The organism is Stappia sp. ES.058 (assembly GCF_900105595.1).
Lineage (GTDB): Bacteria > Pseudomonadota > Alphaproteobacteria > Rhizobiales > Stappiaceae > Stappia.
The window spans coordinates 427,306-450,498 of the sequence record NZ_LT629784.1; the positions used below are offsets into that span (position 1 = coordinate 427,306).

At 65.6% G+C, this 23,193-nt stretch carries 22 protein-coding genes and 1 riboswitch; of the genes, 15 read left to right on the top strand and 7 right to left on the bottom strand.

Annotated features, from left to right (window positions below):
* Positions 1 to 5 precede the first annotated feature (5 nt).
* The 4 genes from rnhA to ispH are packed head-to-tail and all read right to left on the bottom strand — an operon-like array spanning position 6 to position 3,115.
* Entirely contained in the window at positions 6 to 464 is a 459-nt protein-coding gene (gene rnhA / locus BLU32_RS02025; protein WP_093804757.1) for a ribonuclease HI, read from the bottom strand.
* Positions 461 to 1,426 carry a homoserine kinase gene (gene thrB / locus BLU32_RS02030; protein WP_093804758.1) on the bottom strand — a complete coding sequence of 322 codons (966 nt, stop codon included), beginning with the start codon at positions 1,424 to 1,426 and terminating at the stop codon, positions 461 to 463. The genes rnhA and thrB overlap by 4 nt, the downstream gene beginning before the upstream one ends.
* 59 nt (positions 1,427 to 1,485) lie before the next feature.
* Positions 1,486 to 2,118, bottom strand: coding sequence for a LysE family translocator (locus BLU32_RS02035; protein WP_093804759.1), 633 nt, complete (start codon positions 2,116 to 2,118; stop codon positions 1,486 to 1,488).
* Positions 2,119 to 2,167: 49 nt separating this feature from the next.
* Complete coding sequence (gene ispH / locus BLU32_RS02040; protein WP_371326964.1) at positions 2,168 to 3,115, bottom strand: 4-hydroxy-3-methylbut-2-enyl diphosphate reductase; 948 nt, start codon at positions 3,113 to 3,115, stop codon at positions 2,168 to 2,170.
* Positions 3,116 to 3,401: 286 nt separating this feature from the next.
* On the opposite strand from ispH, the gene BLU32_RS02045 reads away from it, so the two are divergent.
* The 9 genes from BLU32_RS02045 (at position 3,402) to BLU32_RS02085 (ending at position 11,735) form a co-directional block, all read left to right on the top strand.
* Entirely contained in the window at positions 3,402 to 4,019 is a 618-nt protein-coding gene (locus BLU32_RS02045; protein ID WP_093804761.1) for a hypothetical protein, read from the top strand.
* Positions 4,020 to 4,150: 131 nt separating this feature from the next.
* A riboswitch (glycine riboswitch) is annotated at positions 4,151 to 4,241 on the top strand.
* A 183-nt stretch (positions 4,242 to 4,424) separates the two neighbouring features.
* Entirely contained in the window at positions 4,425 to 5,564 is a 1,140-nt protein-coding gene (gcvT, locus tag BLU32_RS02050; RefSeq protein WP_093804762.1) for a glycine cleavage system aminomethyltransferase GcvT, read from the top strand.
* Between the two features lie 119 nt (positions 5,565 to 5,683).
* Positions 5,684 to 6,055: a glycine cleavage system protein GcvH gene (gene gcvH, locus BLU32_RS02055; protein WP_093804763.1), complete on the top strand. Its 372-nt coding sequence runs from the start codon at positions 5,684 to 5,686 to the stop codon at positions 6,053 to 6,055.
* Between the two features lie 5 nt (positions 6,056 to 6,060).
* A complete protein-coding gene (locus BLU32_RS02060) occupies positions 6,061 to 6,570 on the top strand; it encodes an OsmC family protein (protein ID WP_093804764.1) in 510 nt (169 codons plus the stop codon).
* A gap of 1 nt (position 6,571) precedes the next feature.
* Positions 6,572 to 7,918 carry an aminomethyl-transferring glycine dehydrogenase subunit GcvPA gene (gene gcvPA, locus BLU32_RS02065; protein ID WP_093804765.1) on the top strand — a complete coding sequence of 449 codons (1,347 nt, stop codon included), beginning with the start codon at positions 6,572 to 6,574 and terminating at the stop codon, positions 7,916 to 7,918.
* Positions 7,915 to 9,507, top strand: a complete 1,593-nt coding sequence (gene gcvPB / locus BLU32_RS02070; protein ID WP_093804766.1) for an aminomethyl-transferring glycine dehydrogenase subunit GcvPB — start codon at positions 7,915 to 7,917, stop codon at positions 9,505 to 9,507. Before gcvPA ends, gcvPB begins: the two co-directional genes overlap by 4 nt.
* 349 nt (positions 9,508 to 9,856) lie before the next feature.
* On the top strand, positions 9,857 to 10,327 hold the full coding sequence (locus tag BLU32_RS02075; protein ID WP_157727452.1) for a MarR family winged helix-turn-helix transcriptional regulator: 471 nt from the start codon (positions 9,857 to 9,859) through the stop codon (positions 10,325 to 10,327).
* A gap of 22 nt (positions 10,328 to 10,349) precedes the next feature.
* The gene (locus tag BLU32_RS02080; protein ID WP_157727453.1) at positions 10,350 to 11,033 is read left to right on the top strand and encodes a cysteine hydrolase family protein; all 684 of its coding nucleotides are present in this window, start codon (positions 10,350 to 10,352) and stop codon (positions 11,031 to 11,033) included.
* A gap of 117 nt (positions 11,034 to 11,150) precedes the next feature.
* The gene (locus BLU32_RS02085) at positions 11,151 to 11,735 is read left to right on the top strand and encodes a hemerythrin domain-containing protein (protein WP_093810461.1); all 585 of its coding nucleotides are present in this window, start codon (positions 11,151 to 11,153) and stop codon (positions 11,733 to 11,735) included.
* A gap of 85 nt (positions 11,736 to 11,820) precedes the next feature.
* On the opposite strand, the gene BLU32_RS02090 is transcribed toward BLU32_RS02085, so the two are convergent.
* The gene (locus tag BLU32_RS02090) at positions 11,821 to 12,981 is read right to left on the bottom strand and encodes a site-specific DNA-methyltransferase (protein WP_093804769.1); all 1,161 of its coding nucleotides are present in this window, start codon (positions 12,979 to 12,981) and stop codon (positions 11,821 to 11,823) included.
* Positions 12,982 to 13,399: 418 nt separating this feature from the next.
* On the opposite strand from BLU32_RS02090, the gene BLU32_RS02095 reads away from it, so the two are divergent.
* Complete coding sequence (locus BLU32_RS02095; protein WP_371326950.1) at positions 13,400 to 14,905, top strand: AMP nucleosidase; 1,506 nt, start codon at positions 13,400 to 13,402, stop codon at positions 14,903 to 14,905.
* A 9-nt stretch (positions 14,906 to 14,914) separates the two neighbouring features.
* On the opposite strand, the gene BLU32_RS02100 is transcribed toward BLU32_RS02095, so the two are convergent.
* Positions 14,915 to 15,463, bottom strand: coding sequence for a 2OG-Fe(II) oxygenase (locus BLU32_RS02100; protein ID WP_093804771.1), 549 nt, complete (start codon positions 15,461 to 15,463; stop codon positions 14,915 to 14,917).
* A gap of 84 nt (positions 15,464 to 15,547) precedes the next feature.
* Positions 15,548 to 16,657, bottom strand: coding sequence for an A/G-specific adenine glycosylase (gene mutY, locus BLU32_RS02105; RefSeq protein WP_093804772.1), 1,110 nt, complete (start codon positions 16,655 to 16,657; stop codon positions 15,548 to 15,550).
* 254 nt (positions 16,658 to 16,911) lie between these two features.
* On the opposite strand from mutY, the gene BLU32_RS02110 reads away from it, so the two are divergent.
* From BLU32_RS02110 to BLU32_RS02130, 5 genes are all read left to right on the top strand, one after another.
* On the top strand, positions 16,912 to 17,460 hold the full coding sequence (locus tag BLU32_RS02110) for a DUF721 domain-containing protein (RefSeq protein ID WP_093810463.1): 549 nt from the start codon (positions 16,912 to 16,914) through the stop codon (positions 17,458 to 17,460).
* Positions 17,461 to 17,604: 144 nt separating this feature from the next.
* Positions 17,605 to 18,243 (top strand): DsbA family protein, encoded by a 639-nt coding sequence (locus tag BLU32_RS02115; RefSeq protein WP_093804773.1) that lies wholly within the window; start codon positions 17,605 to 17,607, stop codon positions 18,241 to 18,243.
* Positions 18,244 to 18,309: 66 nt separating this feature from the next.
* On the top strand, positions 18,310 to 21,780 hold the full coding sequence (gene smc, locus BLU32_RS02120; protein ID WP_093804774.1) for a chromosome segregation protein SMC: 3,471 nt from the start codon (positions 18,310 to 18,312) through the stop codon (positions 21,778 to 21,780).
* Positions 21,781 to 21,977: 197 nt separating this feature from the next.
* The gene (locus tag BLU32_RS02125; protein WP_093804775.1) at positions 21,978 to 22,346 is read left to right on the top strand and encodes an AtpZ/AtpI family protein; all 369 of its coding nucleotides are present in this window, start codon (positions 21,978 to 21,980) and stop codon (positions 22,344 to 22,346) included.
* Between the two features lie 54 nt (positions 22,347 to 22,400).
* Positions 22,401 to 23,159 carry a F0F1 ATP synthase subunit A gene (locus BLU32_RS02130; protein WP_093804776.1) on the top strand — a complete coding sequence of 253 codons (759 nt, stop codon included), beginning with the start codon at positions 22,401 to 22,403 and terminating at the stop codon, positions 23,157 to 23,159.
* The last annotated feature ends 34 nt before the right edge of the window (positions 23,160 to 23,193 follow it).

Consider the following 23,193-nt stretch of genomic DNA (forward strand, 5'->3'; position numbering starts at 1 on the left):
CGCGCTCAGCCCTTGAACGGCGCCATGCCGCGCCGCGCAAGCTCGTCGGCGCGTTCGTTGTCGTCGTGGCCGGCATGGCCCTTCACCCAGTGCCAGACCACTTCGTGGCGCTTGCGTGCCTCGTCCAGGCTTTGCCAGAGTTCCGCGTTCTTCACCGGCTTCTTGTCGGCGGTCTTCCAGTTGTTGCGCTTCCAGTTGTGCAGCCACTTGGTGATGCCGTCGCGCACATAAGTGCTGTCGGTGTGCAGATCCACCGCGCAGGGCCGTTTCAGCGCGTTCAACGCCTCGATCGCTGCCGTCAGTTCCATCCGGTTGTTGGTGGTCTGCGCCGCGCCGCCGCACAATTCGCGCTCATTGTCCCCGAAGCGCAGCAGCGCGCCCCAGCCGCCGGGCCCCGGATTGCCCGAGCAGGCGCCATCGGTGTGGATCGTCACGCGCGATGCGGTGTCGCTCACGCCGCTCATCCCGTCAGGCCGTAATCGGTTGCGGTGGAAACGCGCTGGTGGACGCGCAGCTTCTTCAGGTACTCGATCGGATCCTTCGGCGTCACCAGCGCGCCTTCGGGAACGCGCAGCCAGTCGTGCAGGCGGGTCAGAAGGAAGCGCAGGGCCGCGCCGCGTGCCAGCAGCGGCAGCGCATCGAATTCCGCCGGAGTGAAGGGCCGCACCGCGCGATAGGCATTCAGCAGAGCGCGCGCCTTGGTGACGTTGAAGGAGAGATCCGGCTCGAAGCACCAGGCATTCAGGCAGATCGCGACGTCGTAGGCGAAGGCGTCGTTGCAGGCGAAATAGAAGTCGATCAGGCCCGACAGCCGGTCGCCGAGAAAGAACACATTGTCGGGGAAAAGGTCCGCATGGATCACGCCGCCCGGCAGGTTGCGCGGCCAGTGAGCCTCCAGGTGATCGAGTTCGGCGGTCAGCTCATCGGCGAGCCCTTCGCTGATCGTGTCGGCCTGGTCGATGGAATCGGCCAGAAGCGGCCGCCAGCTGTCGACCGACAGGGTGTTTGTGCGGGTCATCCGGAAATTTGCGCCCGCGAGGTGGAATTCGGCCATCGCCTTTCCAAGGGCTGCGCAATGATCGCGCTTCGGACGGCGCACCCACATTCCGTCGAGAAAGGTGATGATCGCGGCCGGGCGGCCGGCGAGTTGGCCGAGCATCGCGCCGTCGCGCGCGGCGACCGGTGTCGGACAGGAGATGCCCTTGTCGGCGAGATGGCGCATCAACTCAATGAAGAAGGGAAGATCCGCCGGATCGACGCGCTTTTCATAAAGGGTGAGAATGAAATACCCGGCGTCCGTATGCAGCAGGAAGTTGGAGTTCTCGACCCCTTCCGCGATGCCCTTGCAGGCGAGCACGCCGCCGATATCGTATCCCGCGACGAAAGCGGCGAGCTCCTCGTCGGATACATCCGTGTAAACTGCCATTTCTGTGTTGTTTCTTCTTGTCTGGATTGCAATTGGCGCGGATGCCGGGGCAGCCGGCCTCAGGGGGCGATGGGGTTGCGGGCGTCGGTCAGGATGCGGCCGCCGATGGCGACGAAACAGGCCCCGGCCACGCGCTCGATCCAGTGCTGAAGGCCGGTGAAGCGGCGAAGCACCGGGCCGGAGGACATGAACAGGCTGACGAGCGTGTACCACAGCGCCGCCGCTGCCACGACCAGCGCGACCATGGCGACAAGCACCCAGACAGGCGTTTGCGCCGTCACGGAGGTTGCGAAGACGCTGGCGAAGAGCACGATGGCCTTGGGATTGGTCATTGTGACGAGAAAGCCGAATACGACCGGATTGCGCCGGGGCGCGTCATCGGCGATGCCGATTTCAAGCGTTTGGGGCCGTGCGAAAAGAAGCCGGATGCCGAGCCAGGCGAGATAGGTCCCGCCGGCGACGCGCAGCACGATGGCCAGCCACTGGTACTCGACGAGCAGGGCGGACAGGCCGGCCAGCGACAGCGTGGCATAGACGCCGAGCCCCAGCGAAACGCCGGCGGTGGTCATCAGTCCGGCGCGGGCGCCATGTGCCATCGACGCGCGCACGACGGCGATAAAGTCCGGTCCCGGCAGCATCAGGGCGGGCAGGAAGATCGCGAAAACCGCGATGAAGACGCCGAGCCACTCCATATCCGCCTCCTCAGATTGTCACGGAACGCTCTCCGGCCCCGTCGCAGGTTTATTCGGCCGCCTCGCGCAGGGCGCGCGGCAGGTTGAAGGCGATCGTTTCTTCCGCCGTGCGCACACTTTCCACCGACACCTCGTAGCGATCCGCGAAGGCGCCGATGATCTCTTCCACCAGAACCTCCGGCGCGGAGGCGCCGGCGGTGATGCCGAGGCTCGAAAGCCCGGAAAACCGCTCCCAGGGGATGTCGGACGCGCGCTGCACCAGAACGGCGAACGGGCAGCCGGCGCGTTCCGCGACTTCGCGCAGCCGCTGCGAGTTGGAGGAATTCGGAGCGCCCACCACGATCATCGCGTCGATTTTCGGCGCAACGGCCTTCACCGCTTCCTGCCGGTTGGTGGTGGCGTAGCAGATGTCGTCCTTGTGCGGGGCGACGATCTCGGGGAAACGCTGGGTGAGCACCTCGACGATGGCGCGCGTGTCGTCGACCGACAGCGTCGTCTGGGTGATCCAGGCGAGCGGCTTGCCGCCGGTGGGCACATAGGCGCGGGCATCCTCCACCGTCTCGACGAGGCGCACCGCGCCCTCGGGCAGTTGGCCCATGGTGCCGATCACCTCCGGGTGGCCGGCATGGCCGATGAGAACGATCTCCCGGCCGCGCCGGAAATGGATCTCGGCTTCCTTGTGGACCTTGGAGACGAGCGGGCACGTTGCGTCGAGATAGAACATGTTGCGGGCCTGCGCCGCGGCCGGAACGGATTTCGGCACGCCATGGGCGGAGAACACCACCGGGCGCTCGACGTCCTCGTCCGGGATCTCGGTCAGTTCCTCGATGAAGACCGCGCCCTTGGTCTTCAGGCTTTCCACCACGTATTTGTTGTGCACGATTTCATGGCGGACGTAGACCGGTGCGCCGAAGCGTTCCAGCGCAAGCTCGACGATCTGAACGGCGCGGTCGACGCCGGCGCAAAAACCGCGCGGCGCGCACAGCAGCACGCGCAGGGGCGTGCGGTCCTGCGCCCGGTCGCTGGATGTTCCCGTATCGCTGGATGTCGAAGCCAAGCCGGGCCTCCCTTTGTTCGCCTGCCCGTGTGGCGCGCGGCTCTGGACGGCGCACCCGGTTCCCGGCAATAGAGGGTTGCACCCGGCACCTGTCAAGAGTTGCCGGTCACGCCGCCGTCCATTGTCGAAGCGGGGAGGGGCTGGCGTCTCGCCAAGTCCGCGGCGGACTGATATAGACGGGCGCTGTCGAGATTTCGGGACACGGGTTGAAGTGAAAGAGACGGATATGGACAAGACTGTCGGAATGCGCCGGGCCGGATCTGTCGCGGCTGTCGTCATGGCGCTGGCACTGGCCGGCTGCGGCAGCGACGGTGGCGGCAGCGTCTTTGGCGGCGGAGATGTTGGCAAGACGATCATTTCCGGCAATGCTTCCGGCAAGTCCGCCGTCGATGTCGACCCGGACGTGTTTCGCAAGGATGTGCCGTGTCCGTCGCTTGAGGTCGAGGACAACGGCTACATCATCATGAAATCGCTGCGCGGCAAGGACGATGACCCGCGCGCGCTGCAATATCAGGCGAACCTGGAAAAATGGGCGCGCACGTGTCGCCGGGAGGGGGGCGAAGTGAAGATGACGCTCGGTGTCTCCGGCCGCGTCACGCCGGGCCCGGCCTGGGAGGGAGGCGAAATCTTCCTGCCTGTCCGCGTCACTTTCGTTTCCAACGAGGCCGGAGACGACACCGGGCGCAAACGGGCGAAGCCGACCATGCTGACCGTTCCGGTCACGCTGGGCGCGGGCGCGCCTGCCGAGCAGTGGGCGCTGGTGGAGCAAAACCTCGTCGTTCCCCAGACCGGTTCGGTCAAACTCGAAATAGCGCTGGACGACGGCCGCAAACGGCGGCAATAGGAGGCGGTGATTGACAGTCCGAGTCGGAGTGCCGACAATGACTGGACGTGACTGACGCGGCGTTTTCGTTGTGCGCCGCAGGGTTTCCCCGCACCGGGCCGGTCGAAGGACCATCCCTTGGGGACAATCCGAAACGACTTGCGGGAGAGGTCGGCGTAGGGCGCCGGCGCCGAAGGAGCAACCGCCCCGGAAACTCTCAGGCAAAAGGACCGCCGGTCGAGCAACGCTCTGGAAAGCAGGACGCGCAAGCCGAAAGGCATGCTCGCCCTCACCGAAGGAGTAACCGCCCTCATCAAGGCGCGCCATCCGTGCGCGGGCGGGAAATCTCTCAGGTCGTCGGGACAGAGGGGGTGCGTGGATGCTCATGTGTTCGCGTCACCATTCCCTCTTGCGCCAGGACGCCCCATGACCGACGCCTCCCTGTTGTCGACGCCGCTCACCGATCTTCACCGCGAGCTCGGCGCGAGGCTCGTGCCCTTCGCCGGCTACGAGATGCCGGTGCAATACCCGCAGGGCATCATCGCCGAACACACCCATACGCGCGAGAAGGCCGGTCTGTTCGACGTTTCCCACATGGGCCAGGCGTGGCTCGTCGGCCCGGATTTCGAGACGACCGCCGCAGCACTCGAGCGCATCACGCCGTCCGCCATCGCGGCGCTCAAGCCGGGCCGCCAGCGCTACACCGTGCTCTTGAACGAGACCGGCGGCATCGTCGACGACCTGATGGTGAGCCGTCCGGAAGGGGCAGAAAATGACGGCCGGCTGTTTCTCGTGGTCAACGCCTCGCGCAAGGCGGTCGACTACGAGACGATCGCGGCAAGCTTGCCTGAAAACGTCCGGCTGGAGTCCATCGAGGACCGCGCGCTGATCGCGCTTCAGGGGCCGATGGCCGCCGATGTCTTGAAGGCGCATGCGCCCGAGGCCGCCGACATGGCCTTCATGGCGGCACGGTCCATGGAATTCGACGGCATTGCCGTTCATGTCTCGCGCTCCGGCTACACCGGCGAGGACGGCTACGAGCTGTCCGTTCCGGCCGGCGCTGCGGAGGCGATTGCCCGCGCACTGCTCGCCGACGAGCGGGTCGCGCCGGTCGGGCTCGGCGCGCGCGATTCGCTGCGCCTGGAAGCCGGGCTTTGCCTCTACGGTCACGACATCGACGAGACCACCTCGCCGGTCGAGGGCGCGATCACCTTCGTTTTGCAGAAGCGGCGCAAGGAGGCGGGCGACTTTCCCGGCGCCAAGCGCATTCTGGCGGAACTCGCGAACGGCCCGGAGCGTGTGCGCGTCGGCTTCACGCTCGAGGGCCGCGCGCCGGCGCGCGAAGGCGCGGAAATCCGCGATGCCTCCGGCAACGCAATCGGCACGGTGACCTCCGGCGGCTTCGCGCCGAGCCTCGGCGCGCCGATCGCCATGGGCTATGTCGATCCGGCCAACGCCAAGGTCGGCACGAAGCTGACCCTCGTCGTGCGGAGCCGCGAGCTTCCCGCGACCGTTGCCGACATGCCCTTCGTGCCGCAGCGCTACCACCGCAAGCCGACCGCCTGACGGCTGTCTTTCGCTGACGCCCTCCCGCGTCTTTCATCCCTGGACGCTCGAAGCGTCCGCCATCCCTGGACGCTCAAAGCGTCCGCGCCATGTGACTTTCCATCCGGAGGAACGAGACGATGTCCACCCGCTACACCGAAGACCACGAATGGATTGCCGTCGAGGGCGATGTCGCCACCGTCGGCATCACCAATTATGCCCAGGAGCAGCTCGGCGACGTCGTCTTCGTCGAACTTCCCGAGGTCGGCCGCAAGGTCGCCAAGGGCGACGAGGCCGCCGTGGTCGAGAGCGTCAAGGCGGCGTCGGAGGTCTACGCGCCGCTCGACGGCGAGGTCGTCGGCGCCAACGACATGCTGGCGGACGAGCCGGGCAAGGTGAACGAGGATCCCGAAGGCGCGGCCTGGTTTCTCAAGATCAGGATGTCCGACACCGGCCAGCTCGAGGGCCTGATGGACGAAGCCGCCTACAAGACGCATCTCGAGGGTCTTTGAGGCGTATGGCGAAACACCTCTACCGGGCCGATGTCAGTTGGCGATGTTCGGGCGATTTCGCCGCGAACACCTACAGCCGGGGCCATGACTGGTCGTTCGACGGCGGGATCACCGTTCCCGCGTCCGCCTCGCCGAGCGTGGTGCCGCTGCCGCACTCCGTGGAGGCGGCCGTCGACCCGGAAGAGGCCTTCGTCGCCGCCATATCCAGCTGCCACATGCTGTGGTTTCTCGATCTGGCGCGCCGCGACGGGCTCGAGGTGGAAAGCTATACCGACCGGGCGGACGGAACGATGGACCGCATCGCGCCCGGCAAGATGGCCGTGACCCATGTGGCGCTTCGCCCGGAAGTCGTTTTCTCAGGCGATGTCCTGCCCGACGCCGATCGGCTCGATGCCCTGCACCACAAGGCCCATGAGGCCTGTTTCATCGCCAATTCCGTGACCAGCGAAATCGTCATTGAGGCCCGGCCCGCGCGCCTCGCGCAGGTTGCACAAGATGATCGTCAAGGAGCGTAACATGCGCTATCTGCCCCTTTCCGACGCCGACCGCGCCGACATGCGCGCCCGTGTCGGCGTTTCCGACATCGACGAGATCTTCGTCGACATTCCGACCAGCGCCCGCCTCGACGGGTTGCTCGACCTTCCGAAGCGCCAGAGCGAATTTGGCGTCGAACGCGACATGTCGCGCATGGCGCTGAAAAACGTCCCGGCCTCCGCCGTGCCGTTCTTCGTGGGTGCCGGCGCCTACAAGCACCATGTGCCGGCAAGCGTCGATCACCTGATCCAGCGCTCGGAGTTCCTGACCTCCTACACGCCCTATCAGCCCGAGGTCACGCAGGGCACGCTGCAGTATCTCTTCGAGTTCCAGACGCAGGTCGCAGCCCTCACCGCCATGGATGTGGCCAATGCCTCCATGTACGACGGTTCGACCGGAACGGCGGAAGCCGTGCTGATGGCGCACCGGGTGACCAAGCGCAACAAGGCGGTTCTCTCCGGCGGGTTGCATCCGCAATATCGCGATGTCGTCGAGGGCCTGAGCGCCATGGCCGGCGACACGGTGGAAAGCCTGCCGGCCGATCCGAACGCCACCGAGGATATCCTGTCGAAGATCGACGACGAGACCTCCTGCGTCGTCGTGCAGTCGCCGTCCTTCTACGGCCAGCTGATCGACCTGAAGCCGATTGCGGAAAAGGCGCATGCCCATGGCGCGCTGCTGATCGCCGTCTTCACCGAGGTGATGTCGCTCGGCCTGATCGAGCCGCCGGGCGCGCAAGGCGCGGACATCGTTGTCGGCGAGGGCCAGTCCATCGGCAATGGCCTCAACTTCGGCGGTCCCTATGTCGGGCTGTTCGCCACGCGGCAGAAATACATCCGCCAGATGCCGGGTCGGCTCTGCGGCGAGACCGTCGACGCCAACGGCAAGCGCGGCTTCGTCCTCACGCTTTCGACCCGCGAGCAGCACATCCGCCGCGACAAAGCGACGTCGAACATCTGCACCAACTCCGGGCTTTGCTGTCTCGCCTTCACCGTCCACATGACGCTTCTGGGCGGCAAGGGGCTGGAGAAGCTGGCGAGGATCAACCACGCCCATGCGGTGAAGCTGAAGGCGATGCTGGAAGAGCTTCCGGGCGTTTCGGTGATCAACGACGCCTTCTTCAACGAGTTCACCGTGAAGCTGCCGATGGAGGCAACCGCGGTCGTCGAGGCGCTGGCGCGTCAGGGGATCTTGGGAGGCGTGCCGGTTGCGCGGCTGGAGCCGGGCAAGGCCGATCTTGAAAACCTGCTGCTCGTGGCATCGAGCGAGATCAATTCCGACGAGGACCGCGAGGCCTTCGTCGCCGCGCTGAAGGAGGTGCTGGCATGAGCATGAACAATCAGGGACGCCCCTCCACCCCGGCCGAGACGGGCGGAATGACCGGGCATCCGACCTTCACCGGCAACAAGGCGTTGCAGATGGAGGAGCCGCTGCTGTTCGAGACCGGTCGCACGGATATCTGTGGCGTCGATCTCGACGAGCCGGAGGATTTCACGCCCGCACTCGGGGCGCATGCCCGCAAGGCGGAGCTGGATCTGCCCGCGCTCACCGAGCCGGAAACCATGCGCCACTTCGTGCGGCTGAGTTCAAAGAACTACGCCATCGACGCCGGGCTTTATCCGCTTGGCTCCTGCACGATGAAGCACAATCCGCGCCTGAACGAGAAGATGGCGCGGCTGCCGGGCTTCGGCGACATTCACCCGCTGCAGCCGCTTTCCACCGTGTCGGGCGCGATCGACCTGATCGACGAACTGTCCCACTGGCTGATGACCATGACCGGCATGAGCGCGGTGGCGATGAGCCCCAAGGCCGGCGCGCATGGCGAACTCTGCGGCATGATGGCGATCAAGGCGGCGCACACGGCGGCCGGGCGCGCTCCCAGGATCGTGTTGGTGCCCGAATCCGCCCATGGCACCAATCCGGCGACCGCCGCCCTTCTCGGCTACAAGGTCGTTTCCATCGAGGCGCGCGCGGACGGCACGGTCGATCCGGCCGCCGTCGAGGCGCGGATCGCGGAGCATGAGGGCGACATCGCCGGCATCATGCTGACCAACCCGAACACCTGCGGGCTGTTCGAGCGCGACATCATCGCCATCGCCGACGCGATCCACGCGGCCAACGGCTATTTCTACTGCGACGGGGCGAATTTCAACGCCATCGTCGGCAAGGCGCGGCCCGGCGATCTTGGCGTCGACGCCATGCACATCAACCTGCACAAGACCTTCTCCACCCCGCATGGCGGCGGCGGACCGGGCTCGGGTCCGGTGGTGCTCTCCGACCGGCTCGCGCCCTTCGCCCCGCTCCCCTTCCTGCGCAAGAACGACGACGGCGTGACCTGGGTGGAAAGCGAGACCGAGCTGAAGGACGGCGAGAAGCCGTTCGGTCGCATGACCGCCTTCCACGGCCAGATGGGCATGTATGTGCGCGCGCTCGCCTACATGAAGAGCCACGGCGCCGACGGTCTGCGTCAGGCCTCGGAGGACGCCGTCTTGAACGCCAACTACGTGCGCGTCGGGCTGGAAGACCTGATGAGCCTGCCGTTCGGCTCGCGCTGGTGCATGCACGAGGTGCTGTTCGACGACAGTTTCCTCAAGGACACCGGCGTCACCACCCTCGACTTCGCCAAGGCGATGATCGACGAGGGCTATCACCCGATGACCATGTATTTCCCGCTGGTCGTCCACGGCGCGATGCTGATCGAGCCGACGGAATCGGAAAGCCGCTCCTCGCTCGATCTCTTTATCGCCACCATGCGCGATTTGGTGATGCATGCGTCGAAGGGCAAGACGGATCGCTTCAAGGGCGCGCCGTTCCATGCGCCGCGCGCACGCCTCGACGAGACCCGCGCCGCGCGCAAACCGGTGCTCAAGTGGGAACGCCCCGCCCCGCGCGCGGTCGAGCCGGCCGCGGCGGAGTAATCCTCTTCTTCCCGAGTGACAAACAGTGAAACGCCCGGCCATCGCGCCGGGCGCAGATTGTCGCCAAAGAGCGAATACCCGCCTCGCGTCGTCCCGGGCAAGGCGTCAGCCGCGACCCGGGATCGGGGAGCGCAAGAGCCGGATTTTTCAAGCCAATGAAAACAGACAGTCAGTGCCTCTCCGATCCCGGATCTCCGCTTGTGCGGAGTCCGGGATGACGCCTTTTTGAGGCTTTGCCATCCCTCTCGCCCGGCCATCGCGCCGGGCGTTTTCGTTTCGGCTGTGCGGTTGCACAATGAAACACAATATGTCAATTTGACATTAAATATGTCAAATTGAGGGGATGGTGGTGACGGACAAGACCCAGGCCCTGTACGGCCTCCTGCAGCAGGTGCGGCCGTTGCACCGGCGGGTAGCCCGTTCTGTTGGCGATCATCTGGACGGCACAGGGATCGGGGTCGGCGAGCGCGCGGTGCTGGCGCTTCTGGTGGAAAGCGGGCCGCTCAGCGTCCCGGCAATTGGCCGTGCGCTCTTCTTGCCGCGTCAGAACGTGCAGAAATGGGTCGACGGCCTTCGTGCCGCAGATCTCGTGGAACGTCGCGCAAACCCGGCGCACCGTCGGTCCTATCTCATCGCGGCGACGGAGGCGGGGCGTCGTCTGTTTGCGGAAATCCGCAAGCGCGAGGATGCCGCCGTCGCCGATCTTGCCGCGCGCCTTTCGCCGGCGGACGTCAACGTTGCGACACAGGTGCTGTCCGCCTGTCTGGAGCATTTCTCGCCCTTCGAGGACGATCCCGACCACCCCGGGCCGCTCGCCTGACACGACTTGCAAGGAGATCCCCATGTGGCCCGTCATCCTCGGCGCTGTCGTCATCGCGCTAACCGGTCTCGCCGCATTCTTCGTCGCGACGGCGCGGCGCATCGCCCGTCCGACGACGGGTGAAACCATTGCGGGCAATGCCGGGAACGGTGCGCTTCTCGTCATCGACATGCAGGAGGATTTCACGAGGTCGCAAGGCGCGAACGCCTATGATCCGGCCGCCCGCGACCGGGCGATTGCCCGTATCAACGACCTCGTCGCGGCGGCAAGACAGGCCGGCGAGCCGGTCGCCTTCATCCGTCAGGAACATCAGGGCAGGGCGGTGCAATGGGTCGCGAGCCTCCTGCTCGGAGGGGCCGGCAATCCGGGCCGGCCGGGCGCGCGGCTCGACAGGGATATCGACGCACAAGGGGCTCCGGTCTTCATCAAGCATGTCGCCGACGCCTTTTCCGCCCCCGCGCTCGATGCCTGGTTGCGCGACCAAGGCGTCGGGCGTCTCACCCTGTGCGGGCTGGACCTCGCCCATTGCGTGCGCTCAACGGCGCTTGGCGCGCGCAACCGGGGCTATTGCGTCGCGGTCGACCTGGCCGGATCGCTTGCCGCAGGCGAAAGATCGGCATGTCGCGCCAAAAAAGAGATGAAAGACGCCGGCATCGGTTTGCGCGGACCCGGGGCGTTTGCCGTTGCCGCCACAGTGCCAGCTTGACGGGGCCAACGGGGTGACCGCGATGACGGCTGCTGGACAGACTGTCCATCCATCGCGGCCTTGTCGAAGGCGTTTTGCGCGCCCATGTTCCGGCTGACACGAACAGGATTTATCACCATGTCCCATCAAACCGATCTCGACACCCGCACCGGGCTGTCGGACGAACTGCTTTTCCTGTTGCGCCAGTATCCGCGTCAGGCGTGGGATGCGCATCCGAATCTCGGCGGCATGGCCCGCTTCTGGCTCGACCGGCACAACGGCTTTCGCCAGCTTGGCGGCGTGCTTGAGGACGCGCTCTCCCGCTTTCGCGAGGGCGAGATGGAGCCGCACGCCTTCGGAGCGTTTTTCGCGCCGCGCCTGCAACAGTTCCTGAGCGAATTGCACCATCATCACATGATCGAGGACCAGCACTATTTTCCGGTGTTCATGGCGGCGGAAACACGGCTGACGCGTGGCTTCGAGGTGCTTGAGGGCGACCATGAAATGATCCACACCCGCATCGAGCAGGTGATCGCCAGCGCCAACGGGCTGCTCGGACACCTTCAGGGAACGGATCGCGATGCGATTCGCCGCGCCGCCGATGGATATGCCGTCGACAGCGACCGGCTGATCGGCGGACTGATGCGCCATCTCGACGACGAGGAAGACCTGATCGTGCCGCTGATCCTTGAGCGCGGCGAGGGGCCGCTCGGCATCGGTTGATCATGCAGCTTTGAGAAAAGAAAACCGCCCCCGCCCTTGAAGGGGCGGAGGCGGGCAGAGCTGCGGGGAAGCGCTCTTTAGAACTCTAATTCGCAACGGGCGCCGCCTTGCGGAACGCCTGGCGCAGGACATCGATCGGTTGGCGCTTGCCGGCTTCCATGACGTGCCAGAAGGTCCAGCCGTTGCAGGCCTCCTGACCCTGGACCAGCGCGCCGACCTTGTGGATCGAGCCGCTGTGGTCGCCTGAGGCAAGCGAGCCGTCGGCACGCACTTTGGCTTTGTGCTTGCCCTTGGCGCAGGTCAGTTCCGCACCCGGCGCGATCATGCCGGCTTCCAGCAGATTGCCGAAGGGCACGCGCGGTGCGGCGCGTTTGCTGCGGGTGACGTTCAGCGCCGCCGGGTCGAGCGGGTCGATGGCTTGGATCCGCGCCGTGGCCGCGTCGATGTAGTCCTGCTCGCGTTCGACCCCGACGTAGTGACGGCCGAGCTTCCGTGCAACCGCACCCGTGGTGCCGGTGCCGAAGAAGGGATCGAGCACGACGTCGCCCGGATTGGAAGACGCCAGCAGCACCCGGTAGAGCAGGCTTTCCGGCTTTTGTGTCGGATGCACCTTCTGACCCTCGCCGTCCTTCAGCCGCTCGCCGCCCGTACACAAGGGCAGATGCCAGTCGGAGCGCATTTGAAGGTCGTCGTTGAAGGCCTTCAGCGCCTCGTAGTTGAAGGTGTATTTCGCGTCCCGTGAGGGCGAGGCCCAGATCATCGTCTCGTGGGCATTGGTGAACCGCTTGCCGCGAAAGTTCGGCATCGGATTCGACTTCAGCCACACGACGTCGTTCAGGATCCAGAACCCGAGGTCCTGCAGGATGCTGCCGACGCGGAAGATGTTGTGATAGGACCCGATCACCCACAGACCGCCGTCCGGCTTCAGGACACGTTTGGCCGCGAGCAGCCAGGCCCGGGTGAAGGCGTCATAGGCCTCGAAACTGGCGAACTGGTCCCAGTGATCGTCGCAGGCATCCACCCGCGACTGGTCGGGGCGGTGCAGGTCTCCGCCGAGCTGGAGATTGTAGGGCGGATCGGCGAAGACGAGATCGACCGAGTTCTTGGGCAACCGTTCCAGCGCGGCCACGCAATCCCCCTTGAGGATCGTGTCGAGCCATGCGGGTTCGGAGCCGGGAACCGGCGGTGAACCATCTTGGTGGAAGCGGGGTGCCACGGCGGGCACCCCTTTACGCTGTACACTCATTGCGACGCAAAACCTCACGCAATTACGAGCTTCATGGTTACCGGGCTTGGTAAATCAGCGGTTAAGGCCTCAAACAAAAAAGACTTTATGAATCAACACTCTGTTTACCGTTTTAAACGCCGCGCCCTTGCCTGCTTCGCTTCGTTAACGGGCGGGTTCGAAGCTGTAACCCGGCAGGATCTGCCCAACGGACTGTGCGGACAGGCGATTTTCCCAGAAGGCGGGGGCGGGCGTTGCAAATTGCATGAAACGGCCATGTCGAAGCGTTAACGTCGCCACGCGTCGGGCAGGCGGGTGACGGTCGCCAAGAAAAATCTTTTCAGCCGATGAAAAAATATTCATAATTGTCGTCGGTCCGCAGGGATGGCCGGCGCGGGGCAAAAAGGCCCATGCGAGGAAACCGGAAGGGTGGCATGACATGGCGGACGACGCGAAGCACGAACCCCGGCCAGGCGCGATGCTGCATGAACCCGAGGCCGTGGCCTACACCGGATATCGCGACGCAGAGGCCGCCGTTGCGCGCCTGGAAGAGATTTTCCAGACCAACACCGCCTTCCTGCGCGATGCCTTCCAGAGGTTCCTGACCGGGGAAATCCCGGAAGGCCGGGTGCGGGCCTGCTACCCGGAGATCCGGCTGGTGACCCAGACGCACGGTCGGGTCGACAGCCGGCTGGCCTATGGCTTCGTCTCGGGGCCGGGTGTGCACACCACCTCCGTCACCCGTCCGGACCTCTTCCACGATTATCTGCTGGAACAGATAGCGCTTCTGCTCGGCAATCACGAGGTGCCGGTCGAGATCGGCGTTGGCGATCTTCCGATCCCGCTGCATTTCGCCTTTTACGACGGCACGCATGTCGAGGGTGCCGAGCTTGCCCTGCAAAGGCCGCTTGCGGATGTCTTCGACCTTCCGGACCTTTCCGTGCTCGACGATGCCATTGTCAACGGTACCTTCGAGGCGGGACCCGGACGTCCGCGTCCGCTGGCGCCCTTCACCGCTCCCCGCGTCGACTATTCCCTGCACCGCCTGCAGCACTACACGGCGACGGCTGCCGGCCATTTCCAGAACTATGTGATCCTGACGAACTATCAGTTCTACATGGACGAATTCTGCCGGCTGGCGCGCGAGCTCCTGGCCGACCCCGAAAGCGGCTACACTCATTTCATCGAACCCGGCAATGTCGTTACCCGGGCGGGAGACCTTGAGCCGGACGAGGGCGAGGCGCCGGCGCGGCTGCCGCAGATGCCGGCTTATCATCTCGCCCGTCCCGACCAGTCCGGCATCACCATGATCAACATCGGCGTCGGGCCCTCCAACGCCAAGACGATCACCGACCACGTCGCGGTGCTCAGGCCCCATGCCTGGCTGATGCTTGGCCATTGCGCGGGCCTGAGGAACAGCCAGCAGCTCGGCGACTACGTGCTTGCCCATGGCTATGTCCGCGAGGACCACGTGCTCGACGCCGATCTGCCCGCCTGGGTGCCGATCCCGCCGCTCGCCGAGATCCAGGTGGCGCTGGAAGGCGCGGTGGAGGAGGTCACGGGGCTGGCCGGCTACGAGCTGAAGCGGGTGATGCGCACCGGCACGGTCGCCTCCATCGACAACCGCAACTGGGAACTCAGGGACCACCGCGAGCCGGTGCAGCGATTCTCGCAGTCGCGCGCCATCGCGCTCGACATGGAATCGGCGACGATCGCCGCCAACGGCTTCCGCTTCCGCGTTCCTTACGGCACGCTCTTGTGCGTCTCCGACAAGCCGCTGCACGGCGAATTGAAATTGCCGGGCATGGCGACGGATTTCTACAAGCGCCAGGTGGCGCAGCACCTCAGGATCGGCATTCTCAGCATGGAAAAGCTGCGCGCCATGCCGCGCGAGCGGCTGCATTCGCGCAAGCTCAGGAGCTTTGCCGAGACGGCGTTCCAGTAACGTTTCCGGTCAGCGAAACGCCGGGCCGTGGCACCAGCAGGTCAGCGAATGGCGCGTGCCGCGCGTGACGGGCGCGACCCGGTGCAGCATGAAGGAGGCGAACAGCGTGGCATCGCCCGTGCCGCGTTCCGCCGTCGCGCTGGTGCTGCCCAGATTGATCTCCAGCGCGCCGCCGTCGTAGCTCTCCGGCGCGCTCAACTGCACGACGATGGTGAGCTTGCGCCAACGCGCGATCGGCCCGTCGCCGATGTCGGAGTGCCAGTCGTAATGCCCCTCGACGCTTTCGTCGTAGCTCGCGACCTGCAGCCTTTCGCGAAAATCGGTGATGTCGAAATCGAAGCGGTCGCGATTGGCTTCTGCCACGCCGGCGACGATGCGCTCCATCACCCAGGCGGCGCTGGTCTTGTCGTCGAGCCAGGAGATGTCGGCGCGGCGGATGTTGTGATTGTGCAATCCGCCGACGAGCCCGCCGGAGGCGGCTTGCGCATCGGCTGCGAGACGGATGACCTCCGCCGCCTCCGCACGGGAAAAAAGCGCGGGATGGGAATGCGTGAACATGGCCGAAGTCTCCGCAACGGCAGATCGATGCGCGTCTATGGGCGAGAACGTCGGGAAATGCAATTCAAATGCGAAGGCGGAGCGTTATACACGCAGACCCGCCGCCAGCGCTTTGCGCATCACTGTGGGCAGGGCCTCGCTGTCTAGGTCCTGCGGGTCCGACCACCAGTGTCCATCGGGGGCGTCCGGCGTGCCCTTGAGTTCCGCGCGCCAGATCGCCAGTTCCAGATGAAAATGCGTGAAGGTGTGGCGCACGTCGCCAGCAATCCGCTGCCATTCCGGCGTCAGGCGTGCAATCGCGTCCGGCACTTGCGCAAGGTCATCCTGCGTCGCCGTCTCGCCCCACGCACTCACCGGCGGCTCGCTCATGCCGCCGAGCAGGCCCTTGGGCGGACGCCGCCGCAACAGCACGGCGCCATCGCCGCGCCGGAGCACGAAGGCCATGCCCCGGCGCGTCGGCTTTGGCTGCTTCGGGGCCTTCTTCGGGAGCGTTTCGGCAATGCCGGCCTTGTGCGCGGCGCAGGCGTCGACGCACGGACACAATGCGCAAGCGGGCCTGCGCGGACTGCAAAGGCTGGCGCCAAGATCCATCATGGCTTGCGCGAAGTCGCCCGGACGCTCATTCGGGACAAGCTCGGCGGTTGCGATGCGGATTTCCGGCTTTGCCGCGGGAAGCGGCGTTTCGATGGCGCGCAGCCGGCTGATCACCCGCTCGACATTGCCGTCGACGACGGCCGCCGGCCGGTCGAAGGCGATCGCCGCAATCGCCGCAGCGGTATAGGGACCGATCCCGGGAAGCGCCAGAAGACCCGCCTCGGTGTCCGGGAAATGACCGCCGTGCTCGCGCGCCACCGTCTCGGCGCAGGCCTTGAGGTTTCGGGCGCGTGAATAGTATCCAAGCCCCGCCCAGGCTTTCATCACGTCTTCCTCGTGGGCCTCGGCGAGATCGCGGACATCCGGCCAGCGTCGCGTGAAGGCCTCGAAATAGGGCTTTACCGCCTGTACGGTGGTCTGCTGCAGCATGATTTCCGAAAGCCACACCCGATACGGATCGACGATCTCGCCGGCGTCGCGGTCGGCCGGGAGCACCCGCCACGGCAATGTGCGTGCATGGCGATCGTACCAGGCAAGCAGGGTGCCGGCGAGGCTGTTGGCAGGCGGCGCGGTTCGGGAGGCGGTTGGGTCGGCTGTCATGGGGCAACAGGATCGGGTGTCCGGCGGCGAATTCAAGGGCGCATGACGTGCGGTCGCCGTTTATCCCGATAAAACGCAAGGGCGAGCGAGCAGGCATCGAGGAATCCGCCGCTTCACCCGTCTCAATCCCGAACGGCGCGTCGCCGGTCCTGCCTGTGCGGAAAGCGTGCATTGCGGGGACGAACGGCAGGATTTGGCGCGAGGGCAAAGAAAACCGTCGCGATATCGGCGCAATTGCCGCAAAAAGCTTGGATATGAGTGATTCGCGCAAGACCCGGGGCAGATCAGGGCGCGGCACGCCCCCGGCGGGCGCGCGTCGCGTCACCCGTGCGCGTCCGATCGGCGATCTGATCGGCGCTTCGCTCGACAAGGCCTGCCGAAAGCGCGGTTTCGCCACATCGGATCTCGTTGCCGACTGGCCGGAGATCGTCGGCGCGCGCTATGCCGGGCGCGTCCAGCCGCTGCGCCTCGACTGGCCGCGCGTGCGCACCGAGCCGCACGAGGAGGCCAAGCCCGCAACCCTCGTTGTTCAGACAGACGGCGCGACGGCGCTCATGCTGACGCACGACATGCCGCAGGTGATCGAGCGCATCAACGGCTTTTTCGGCTGGGCGGCGATCGGGCGCATCCGGATTCTGCAGGGTCCGGTCTCTCACCCCAAACGGCCCCGGCCGCCGAAGCTGCGCGATCTTACCAGCGAAGAGGAAGCCGAACTCAAGCGCACGATCTCCGGCGTCGGCGAGACCCGCTTGCAGGCGGCACTGGAAAAGCTCGGACGGGCGGTGCTGGCGAAGACGCGGTGAGTGCCGGTCACACAGGTGTGAGCGCAGCGCTTGTCTCCGCTCCCAAAGACGCCACATTGTCCGTGTCCGGTTGACCGACCCGCCAAAGGCGATAAACAAGCGTTAAGCGGCCTTGAATTTTAAAAAACGACATGGGGAAAGCTCGTGAGCCTTAATCGCCGACAGTTACTTCTTCGCGCTTCCGCCGGTCTCGTTGCGACCGGTGTGGTCCTGCCCGTGCTTCCGGCCTTCGCGCAATCCGTGGACGTCGAGACACTGATGCAGCCCGGCGCGCTGCCCGACAAGGTCCAGGGCGATGAAAACGCGCCCGTCACGGTCGTCGAATACGCCTCGATGACCTGCGGCCATTGCGCCAGTTTCCACAAGGGCGGCTATCCGCACCTCAAGTCGGAATACATCGAGACCGGCAAGGTCCGTTTCGTCTTCCGCGAATATCCGCTCGATCCCGTCGCCGCAGCGGCCTTCATGCTGGCCCGCTGCGCTCCGGAAGAGAAATATTTCGACGTGGTCGATCTGATGTTCGAGCAGCAGCGCAGCTGGGCTTTCACGGAAAATCCGTATGATTCGCTGTTGAAGTTCGCCAGGCAGATCGGTTTTACGCAGGAAAGCTTCGAAACCTGCCTGAAGGATCAGGCTTTGCTCGATGGCATCTATGCCTCGCGCGACCGCGCCAAGGCGGAGTTCGGGGTTCGTGCAACGCCGACCTTCTTCTTCAACGGCGAAATGGAAAGCGGAGCGCTGACGGTCGACCAGCTCGATGCGGCCATCGCCAGCCAACTCTAGCAACGGGTCCCGGGACCGGGTGGTCATGAGCCGTCCGGTCGCAGGCCCCGCGATCGAGCGCACCTCATGAAATTCAACAAGCTGCGCGTTTTGGGCTTCAAGTCGTTCGTCGAACCGATGGATTTCATCATCGGCGACGGACTGACCGGCGTCGTCGGCCCGAACGGCTGCGGCAAGTCCAATCTTGTCGAGGCGCTGCGCTGGGTGATGGGGGAAAACTCCTACAAGAACATGCGCGCGTCGGGCATGGACGACGTGATTTTTTCCGGCAGTCTGAACCGTCCGGCCCGCAACACCGCGGAAGTGACGCTGTTCCTCGACAACGCAGACCGCACCGCGCCCTCAGGCTTCAACGACGCGGATATGCTCGAGGTCACCCGCCGGATCGAGCGCGAGGGCGGGTCCAACTACAAGATCAATGCCCGGGACGTGCGCGCCCGCGACGTGCAGCTTCTTTTCGCGGACGCCTCGACCGGCGCGCGCTCGCCCGCGCTCGTGCGTCAGGGACAGATCGGCGAGCTGATCGCGGCGAAGCCCACCTCGCGCCGTCAGATACTGGAAGAGGCGGCGGGCATTTCCGGCTTGCATTCGCGTCGTCATGAGGCGGAACTGCGGCTGCGCGCCGCCGAAACCAATCTGGAACGCCTGGAAGATGTGCTCACCCAGATCGACGGCCAGCTCGACAATCTCAAGCGGCAGGCCCGCCAGGCCGGCCGCTTCCGCAATCTCTCCTCTGAAATCCGCTCCGCCGAAGCCGCTTTGTATCATCTGCGCTGGCTCGCCTGCCGCGATCACCTGCTGGAGACGGAGAGCGAATTCACTGCCGCTGAAGCCCGCGTCAACGAGATCGCTCAAGCCCAGACCCGGGCCGCCACCGCCCAGGCGGTCGCCGCGCGAAAGGTGCCTGAAGCACGTGACGCGTCCGCGCGCGCCGGCGCCACGCTGCAGCGGTTGGTGGTTGCCCGCAATGAACTGGACGGCGAGGAACGCCGCGTGCGCGAGCGGTTGAGCGATCTGGGCGCGCGGCTCCAGCAATTGCATCAGGACATTGCCCGCGAACAGGCGCTGATCTCCGAAAACGACGACCACCTCGCAACCCTTGCGGAGGAAGAAGAAGAGCTGCGCGCGGAAGCGATGGCGGAGGAAGAGCGCGCCGAAACCTCCGCGACGCGCGTTGAGGAAGCTGAAAGCAGGGTCGCGGAGGCCGAGGAACGCCTTGCCGCGCTGACCGAGGAACAGGCCGGCACGGTGGCGCGCCGGCGCCAGTTGAGCGAAGCCCATGACGCGGCGCGCGTGCGGGTCGACCGGCTCACGCGCCAGCATGACGAAACGGCCGGGCAGCTCTCCGACCTTGTGTCCGAACTGGAAGCCGCGCCGGCGCTGGAAGCTGCCCGCGAGGCGCAGTTGATCGCCGAGGAACGGCTCGCCGCCGGTGAGGAGGCTGTGCTTGGCGGAGAGGAGCAGACCGGCGCCGCCCGCAGCGCCCTTGAGGCCGCCCGCGCGCCGCTTGCCGACGCGCAGGCACAGGTCTCCCGGCTGGAGACGGAGGCGCGCACGCTTGCCGATATCCTGAGCGAAGGCCATGCGGGCGACTGGCCGGCGGTGGTCGATGCCATGTCGGCGAAGCCCGGCTACGAGACGGCGCTGGGTGCAGCCCTTGGCGAGGATCTCGACGCGCCGGTCGGCGGCGATGCGCCGATGCGCTGGAGTGAGACCGGCGGCGCGACCGGGCCGTGGGCGTCCGATCCGGTGCTGCCGCAGGGCGCTGTCGCCCTTTCGCAATTCGTCACCGCGCCGGCGGCTCTTTCACGTCGTCTTGCCCAGATCGGTGTCGTGGATGCGCAGGAGGCGGCTGGTCTCAAGGACATGCTGGCACCCGGCCAGCGCCTTGTGTCGCGCGACGGCGCACTGTGGCGCTGGGACGGGTTCACCGTCTCGGCCGATGCGCCGACGGCAGCCGCGCAGCGCCTTGCCCGCAAGAACCGGCTGGCGGCGCTCGAAGAGGACATCGAGGCGGCGCGAGAGATTGCATTTACCCGCCAGGAAGAGTTCGAGTCACATTCCGCGGCCGTTCGCGCGGCCTCCGAGGCCGAGCAGGCCGCGCGCGGACAGTTGCGGGGCTTGCGACAGTCGGCGGACGAGGCGCGCGCGCAGGTGAGCCGGCTTGAGCGGTCGCATGCTGAGGCGCAGGCCCGCCGCGCGGCGCTGGAGGACGGTCTCGCCCGCATCGAGGCGGATCTGGGCGAGGCGCGCGATGCGGCGGAAGAGGCACGCATGGCGCTGGAGGAGCTTCCGGCCGACGACGGACTGGCGAGCCGCATAGATACCGTCCGTGTCGAGACGGCCGAGGTGCGCGCGGCCCTGTCGCGCGAACGCGCGGCCGCCGAAGGCCTGGCGCGGGAACGCGACATGCGCCGGCGGCGGCAGGATGCGCTTGCGCGCGAACGGGCAAGCTGGGCGCAGCGGGCCTCCGGTGCGCGTCAGCAGGTGGAGGTCCTCGGCGAGCGCATGGCGGCGGCCGAGGAAGAACGCGCGGAATTGCTGGAAGCACCGGACGACATCGACCGCAAGCGGCGCGGCCTGATGAGCGAGATCTCGACCGCGGAGGCCACGCGTGCGGCGGCCGATGATGCACTGGCGCAGGCGGAAGCGGCGCAACGTGAGGCCGATGCGCAGGCGCAAGACGCGCTGACCCATCTTTCCGAGGCGCGTGAGCGGCGCATTCGCGCGGAGGAACGGCTCGCTGCGGCACGGACCCGCAAGGCGGAGATCGAGGCACGCATCGACGAGGCGCTCGAGGTCTCCGTCGACGCCCTCGCCGCCCTCGCCGGTCTGAAGGAGGGAGCCCCGCTTCCCGATCCGGATGCGCTGGAGCGGCGTGTCGACCGGCTGAAAGCCGAACGCGAGCGGCTTGGCGGGGTGAACCTGCGCGCCGAGGAGGAACTGGGTGAAATCGCGACGCAACGCGACACGCTGGTCGCCGACCGCGACGACCTGATCGAGGCGATCAAGCGCCTGCGCGGCGCGATCTCCAATATCAACAAGGAAGCCCGCGAGCGCCTGCTCACCGCCTTCGAGACCGTGAATGCGCAGTTTCAGCGTCTGTTCACGCATCTGTTCGGCGGCGGTACGGCGGAACTCAAGCTGGTCGATGCGGAGGATCCGCTCGACGCCGGGCTGGAAATCATCGCCCGTCCGCCGGGCAAGAAGCCGCAGACCATGACGCTTTTGTCCGGTGGCGAGCAGGCCCTGACCGCCATGGCGCTGATCTTTGCGGTGTTCCTGACGAATCCGGCGCCGATCTGCGTGCTGGATGAGGTCGACGCTCCGCTCGACGACGCCAATGTGGAGCGCTATTGCGACCTTCTGGATGAAATGACGCGCAGCACCGACACCCGTTTCGTTGTGATTACCCACAATCCGATCACCATGGCGCGGATGAACCGGCTTTTCGGCGTCACCATGGCCGAACGCGGCATCTCGCAACTGGTCTCCGTCGATCTCGAGACCGCAGAGCGATTCCGTGAAGCGGGCTAGCGGCGCACCGGTCTCCGCAATTGGTGGAACAAGCTGCTCGAACTCTTTTTGAGAATTGAAATATTTATTGAAAAACAAATACTTAAGCTGCGATCGTGCTGTCTTGACAGCGCGGGGGGTGCCGACTATGGTGCGCCCGACTTCCAGAGGCATGCGGGCAACACGCCGGTGCGCATCGAGAAAGGGGGCTGGGTATCATGTCTCCCGACGAGAGCGGACAAGACGGCGAGCGTCGTGTGTTTACGGAGGTGGAACTGTCCGAGCGAAAGAACCGGCTGGTGCAATCGCTTGAGGAACGTTCGCCGGACGCGCAACGGCGCAAGGGCGAAGACTCTTCAGGCGCGGGGCAGGGCTATGCTCAGGCCATGAAGCTGTCGACGGAATTCGTCGCCGGTGTCCTGGTGGGTGCAGGTCTTGGCTGGCTGATCGACAAGGGACTGGGGACGAGCCCGTGGGGCTTGATCATCTTTCTTTTGTTGGGGTTCTGTGCGGGCGTGCTCAATCTTCTGAGGTCGGCCGGTGTTGTGGCGGAACCGGAAGACAAGAAGCGCGACGACGGTTCCTGAACCTGTTCATGGCGCGAAAGCGTGCAATGCGACCGCTAAAGAGGGGCTGACCCGGTGGCGAACGACCCGATCCATCAGTTCCAGATCTCCAAGCTTGTTCCGATCGAGGTCGGCGGCCTTGATCTGTCCTTTACCAACTCGGCGCTGTTCATGGTCGTGACGACGGCTCTCGTCGCCATGTTCCTGATCCTGTCGTCCGGCGGGCGGGGCCTCGTGCCAAGCCGCTGGCAGTCGCTGGCCGAGATGAGTTACGAATTTGTCGCCAATACGCTGCGAAGTTCGGCCGGCAACGAGGGCATGCGCTTCTTCCCGCTGGTGTTCTCGCTGTTCATGTTCGTGCTGTTCGCCAATCTGATCGGCATGTTCCCCTATTTCTTCACCGTCACCAGCCACATCATCGTTACCTTCGTGTTGTCGTTGCTGGTGATCGGGACCGTCACGATCTACGGCTTCGCCAAGCACGGCACCAAGTTCCTGCGCCTGTTCGCGCCTGCAGGCGTTCCTCCGGTCATGTATCTGCTCGTGACGCCGATCGAGGTTATCTCGTTCCTCTCGCGTCCGGTCAGCCTGTCGGTTCGTCTGTTCGCCAACATGCTGGCAGGACATATCACGCTGAAGGTCTTCGCCGGCTTCGTGGTGTCGCTGCTCGCAGCCGAAGGATTCGGCGTATTCGGTCCGATCGCGGCGATCCTGCCGCTGTTGATGACCATCGCGCTGACGGCTCTGGAATTCCTGGTGGCGTTCCTTCAAGCCTATGTTTTCACGGTTCTGACTTGCATGTACCTCAACGATGCGCTGCATCCGAGCCACTAGAAGTCAGTCTGGTTAGGCTCCGCAATGAAGCGGA

Coding starts and splice junctions, on each gene's coding strand:
- rnhA (WP_093804757.1), bottom strand. CDS start 464: ATGAGCGGCGTGAGCGACACCGCATCGCGCGTGACGATCCACACCGAT.
- BLU32_RS02095 (WP_371326950.1), top strand. CDS start 13,400: ATGGCGGACGACGCGAAGCACGAACCCCGGCCAGGCGCGATGCTGCAT.
- BLU32_RS02080 (WP_157727453.1), top strand. CDS start 10,350: ATGTGGCCCGTCATCCTCGGCGCTGTCGTCATCGCGCTAACCGGTCTC.
- BLU32_RS02060 (WP_093804764.1), top strand. CDS start 6,061: ATGGCGAAACACCTCTACCGGGCCGATGTCAGTTGGCGATGTTCGGGC.
- smc (WP_093804774.1), top strand. CDS start 18,310: ATGAAATTCAACAAGCTGCGCGTTTTGGGCTTCAAGTCGTTCGTCGAA.
- mutY (WP_093804772.1), bottom strand. CDS start 16,657: ATGACAGCCGACCCAACCGCCTCCCGAACCGCGCCGCCTGCCAACAGC.
- BLU32_RS02125 (WP_093804775.1), top strand. CDS start 21,978: ATGTCTCCCGACGAGAGCGGACAAGACGGCGAGCGTCGTGTGTTTACG.
- thrB (WP_093804758.1), bottom strand. CDS start 1,426: ATGGCAGTTTACACGGATGTATCCGACGAGGAGCTCGCCGCTTTCGTC.
- gcvH (WP_093804763.1), top strand. CDS start 5,684: ATGTCCACCCGCTACACCGAAGACCACGAATGGATTGCCGTCGAGGGC.
- gcvPA (WP_093804765.1), top strand. CDS start 6,572: ATGCGCTATCTGCCCCTTTCCGACGCCGACCGCGCCGACATGCGCGCC.
- gcvT (WP_093804762.1), top strand. CDS start 4,425: ATGACCGACGCCTCCCTGTTGTCGACGCCGCTCACCGATCTTCACCGC.
- BLU32_RS02085 (WP_093810461.1), top strand. CDS start 11,151: ATGTCCCATCAAACCGATCTCGACACCCGCACCGGGCTGTCGGACGAA.
- BLU32_RS02110 (WP_093810463.1), top strand. CDS start 16,912: ATGAGTGATTCGCGCAAGACCCGGGGCAGATCAGGGCGCGGCACGCCC.
- BLU32_RS02100 (WP_093804771.1), bottom strand. CDS start 15,463: ATGTTCACGCATTCCCATCCCGCGCTTTTTTCCCGTGCGGAGGCGGCG.
- gcvPB (WP_093804766.1), top strand. CDS start 7,915: ATGAGCATGAACAATCAGGGACGCCCCTCCACCCCGGCCGAGACGGGC.
- BLU32_RS02045 (WP_093804761.1), top strand. CDS start 3,402: ATGGACAAGACTGTCGGAATGCGCCGGGCCGGATCTGTCGCGGCTGTC.
- BLU32_RS02090 (WP_093804769.1), bottom strand. CDS start 12,981: ATGAGTGTACAGCGTAAAGGGGTGCCCGCCGTGGCACCCCGCTTCCAC.
- BLU32_RS02035 (WP_093804759.1), bottom strand. CDS start 2,118: ATGGAGTGGCTCGGCGTCTTCATCGCGGTTTTCGCGATCTTCCTGCCC.